This window comes from Arthrobacter sp. GCM10027362 (assembly GCF_042679445.1).
Classification (GTDB): Bacteria; Actinomycetota; Actinomycetes; order Actinomycetales; family Micrococcaceae; genus Crystallibacter.
In genome coordinates this window covers 1-3,805 of sequence record NZ_JBHTML010000273.1, presented here as the reverse complement: position 1 = coordinate 3,805, position 3,805 = coordinate 1, and the positions used below count along the sequence as shown (strand labels likewise).

Sequence of the window (3,805 nt, the reverse complement as noted above, 5' to 3'; positions counted from 1 at the left end):
CCTGGGCGGCCGGACGGACCTGCGCGGGCTGGCCGGGGTGCTCGCCGGCGCCTCCGTGGTGGTGACCGGCAATACCGGCCCCGCCCACCTGGCCGCCGCGGTCGGCACCCCCGTCGTGTCCCTGTTCGCGCCCGTGGTGCCCGCCATCCGCTGGGCACCCTACAAGGTCCCGTTGGAACTGCTGGGGGACCAGAACGCACCCTGCAGGCTCAGCCGTGCCCGCGCCTGCCCGGTGCCGGGACATCCGTGCCTGGCCGGCGTCCAGCCGGAAGAAGTGGCGGCCGCGGTGGAGCGCCTGGCCGCGGACGTTCCGTCGTTGGGCACCAGGCGCCACCTGGCCCGCGGCACCAGGCCCAGACCGGAAAGGTGGACTGAATGAGGATCCTGCTGTGGCATGTGCACGGGGGCTGGACGGACGCGTTCGTCCGCGGCCGGCACGAGTACCTGCTGCCGGCCGCCCCCGGCGGCGGACCATGGGGGCTGGGCCGGGGCGGCCGTGACTGGCCGGCCGCCGCACGCGAAGTCGCGCCGGAGCGCCTGCGCGAGGAAGAGATCGACATGGTGCTGCTGCAGCGGCCGGAGGAACTCGACGCCTGCGAGCAGCTGCTGGGCAGGCGCCCGGGGCGCGATGTGCCGGCCGTCTACCTGGAGCACAACACGCCCAAGGGATCGGTGCCCAACAGCAGGCACCCGCTGGCGGACCAGCGGAACATCCCCGTGGTCCACGTGACGCATTTCAACAACCTCTTCTGGGACTGCGGCAACGCACCGACCACCGTTATCGAGCACGGCATCGCCGATCCCGGCTACCTCTACACGGGGGAGCGGGAGCACCTGGGCGTGGTGGTCAACGAGCCGGTGCGCCGCTGGCGCGTGACCGGCACCGACCTGCTGCCCGGCTTCGCCCGTACCGGGCGGCTGGAAGTCTTCGGCATGGGCGGCGCGGGCCTGGAACAGGCCACGGGACTGGGCCCGGACCGGCTCCAGGTCCGCGGGGACCTGCCCACCGCCGCCCTGCACGCCGAACTGGCCGGGTGCCGGGTGTACCTGCACCTGCTGCGCTGGACGTCGCTGGGGCTGTCCCTGCTGGAAGCCATGCACCTGGGCATGCCGGTGGTAGTGCTCGACGCCACGGAGGCATCCCGGGCGGTGCCGCCGGAAGCTGGCGCCATCTCCACGGACGTCGCACAGCTGCAGCGCGAGGCCGCGCGGCTGCTGGCGGATCCGGACGAGGCCCGGGCCCGGGGCCGGGCGGCCCGGCAGGCGGCGCTGGAGCGCTACAGCCTGGCCGCCTTCCACGCCGCCTGGGACACCGTACTTGCCGACACACCCCAGCGCGCCCGGCAGGTTTATGCCGCGGCGGAAAGGAGAGCGCAGTGAGGATATCGATGATCTCGGAGCACGCCAGCCCGCTGGCGGCCCTCGGAGGGGTGGATGCCGGCGGCCAGAACGTGCACGTTGCGGCGCTGTCCGCCGCGCTCGCGGCGCGCGGGCACCAGGTGACGGTCTATACCCGCCGGGACAGCCCCGGGCTGCCGGAACGGGTCACCGTGGGCAGCGGCTTCGAGGTGGTGCACGTGGACGCCGGCCCGCCGGAACAGGTGCCCAAGGACAGCCTGCTGCCCTACATGGCCCAGCTGGCCCGCGGCGTGGCTGCGGACTGGGGGCAGGAACCGCCGGACCTGGTGCACGGGCACTTCTGGATGTCGGGCCTTGCGGCCCTGGATGCGGCCAGGGGCAGCGTCGGCTCGGGCTACCCGGTGCCGGTGGTGCAGACGTTCCACGCCCTTGGCTCGGTCAAGCGCCGGCACCAGGGTACGCAGGACACCTCCCCGGCCGAGCGGGCCTGGCTGGAGCCGGCGGTGGGGCGTAACGCCGACCGGGTCATCGCCACCTGCTCGGACGAGGTGTTCGAACTCAAGGCGCTCGGCGTCCCCGGAACCAAGGTATCGGTGGCACCCTGCGGGGTGGACCTGGAACTGTTCACCCCGCACGGGCCGGCCGAGCCGCGGGACGGTACCGGCTACCGGATCGCCACCGTGGGCCGGCTGGTGCCCCGCAAGGGCGTGGACCTGGCCATCCGGGCCCTGCGCGAGCTGAAGGACGGCGGCCGGGACGACGTCGAACTGCTCGTGGTCGGCGGTTCCTCCGGCCCGGACGGGCTCGCCGTGGACCCGGAGGCCCGCCGCCTGGCCGCGCTGGCGGCCGACCTCGGGGTCGCGGACCAGGTGGTGCTGCGCGGACAGGTGCCGCAGGCCCAGATGCCGGCCCTGCTGCGCGGGGTCGATGCGGTGGTGTGCGCACCCTGGTACGAACCGTTCGGGATCGTGCCGCTGGAGGCCATGGCCTGCGGCGTGCCGGTGGTCGCGGCCGCGGTGGGTGGGCTGATCGACACCGTGGTGCACGGCAAGACCGGCCTGCATGTGCCGCCGCAGGATCCCGGCGCCCTGGCGGCCGCCCTGGCCGAACTGCTGGCCAATCCGGAACAGGCGCGGCAGCTGGGCAGGGCCGGACGCAGGCGGGTCTGTTCCCGCTACTCCTGGGACCGGGTGGCGGCCGAGACGGAAAAGGCCTACCTGATGGCATGTGCCGCCGTGGACGCCTCGCTCGATACGGTGGAAGGACAGGCGCTATGAGCACCGATGCGGTCGAAGACGCCGCGGTGGAGGCCGCCGTGGAGCAGCTTGCCGCCGAGACGGCGGGAGCCGGGAACTCCCCGGCCCCGCTGGAGGCGGTGCTGGGGCACCTGGACGAGGTCCATCCCGCCGTCGAGGCGCTGCGCCGGGAGGCCGGGCACCTGGCGGACTGGGGCGCCGAGCTGGCGGCCCGGCTGCTGGCGGGCCAGCGCCTGCTGGCGGCGGGCAACGGCGGGTCGGCGGCGGAGGCACAGCACCTGACGGCCGAACTCGTGGGCCGTTTCGACGGCGAACGCGAGCCGTTTTCGGCCATCTCGCTGCACGCGGAAACCTCCGCCGTCACCGCCATCGCCAATGACTATGGCTACGACCAGCTCTTTGCCCGGCAGGTCCTGGGCCATGGGCGGGCCGGCGACGTGCTGGTGCTGATGTCCACCAGCGGAAAGAGCCCGAACCTGCTGCACGCCGCCGAAGCCGCGCGCAGGATCGGCGTCACCAGCTGGGCGCTGACCGGGCCGGCCCCGAATCCCCTCGCCGCAGCCTGCGACGACTGCGTGGCGATCGCGGCGCCGTCGGCCAATGTGCAGGAGTGTCACCTGATTGCCCTGCACGCCCTGTGCCGCGCATTCGACGCCGAGGTCCGGCACCGCAGGCGTCCGGCGCCGGAATCCGCGCCGCTGTCCGGGGCCGGGGAGCTGCCATGAACCTGCCGATGGACATAGTGGTGGTCGGCGACGTGCTGCTGGACCGCGACCTGCGCGGGGGCGCCCGGCGGCTGAGCCCGGATGCCCCGGTGCCGGTGGTGGAGATCGAAACCGAGGACCATCGCGCCGGCGGTGCCGGCCTGGTGGCCACCCTGCTGGCCCGGGACGGGCACCGGGTGCGGCTGGTCACCGTGCTGGGCGACGACACCGCGGCGGGCCAGCTGCGCCGGGAATTGGCAGGAGTCGAAGTGGTGGCCGGCCCATCCGGTGCCCCGACCCCGGTCAAGACCAGGATCCGGGCCCACGGCCAGGCGGTGGTCCGCTTCGACGAGGGGTGCGGGGAATTCCCGCCCCCGGAGGCCACCGCCGGGATGCTGGCGGCGGTGGCCTCCGCCGAGGTGGTCATCGTGGCTGACTATGGGCGCGGGCTGGCCGCGAACGGCCGGCTGCGCGAGCTGCTGCAGC

Annotated in this window: 5 protein-coding genes; all 5 read left to right on the top strand. The window is 74.0% G+C overall.

The window, feature by feature from the left end:
* On the top strand, positions 1-379 hold a 379-nt coding region (locus ACFQ36_RS21375), incomplete at its 5' end, for a glycosyltransferase family 9 protein (RefSeq protein WP_377017343.1).
* Positions 376-1,380 carry a glycosyltransferase gene (locus tag ACFQ36_RS21370; RefSeq protein WP_377017341.1) on the top strand — a complete coding sequence of 335 codons (1,005 nt, stop codon included), beginning with the start codon at positions 376-378 and terminating at the stop codon, positions 1,378-1,380. The genes ACFQ36_RS21375 and ACFQ36_RS21370, both read left to right, overlap by 4 nt.
* Positions 1,377-2,636 (top strand): glycosyltransferase, encoded by a 1,260-nt coding sequence (locus tag ACFQ36_RS21365; protein WP_377017339.1) that lies wholly within the window; start codon positions 1,377-1,379, stop codon positions 2,634-2,636. Before ACFQ36_RS21370 ends, ACFQ36_RS21365 begins: the two co-directional genes overlap by 4 nt.
* Positions 2,633-3,340 (top strand): SIS domain-containing protein, encoded by a 708-nt coding sequence (locus ACFQ36_RS21360; protein ID WP_377017337.1) that lies wholly within the window; start codon positions 2,633-2,635, stop codon positions 3,338-3,340. The genes ACFQ36_RS21365 and ACFQ36_RS21360 overlap by 4 nt, the downstream gene beginning before the upstream one ends.
* Positions 3,341-3,348: 8 nt before the next feature.
* Positions 3,349-3,805, top strand: a 457-nt coding sequence (locus ACFQ36_RS21355; protein ID WP_377017345.1) for a PfkB family carbohydrate kinase, incomplete at its 3' end; no start/stop codon positions are given.

Coding starts and splice junctions, on each gene's coding strand:
- ACFQ36_RS21370 (WP_377017341.1), top strand. CDS start 376: ATGAGGATCCTGCTGTGGCATGTGCACGGGGGCTGGACGGACGCGTTC.
- ACFQ36_RS21360 (WP_377017337.1), top strand. CDS start 2,633: ATGAGCACCGATGCGGTCGAAGACGCCGCGGTGGAGGCCGCCGTGGAG.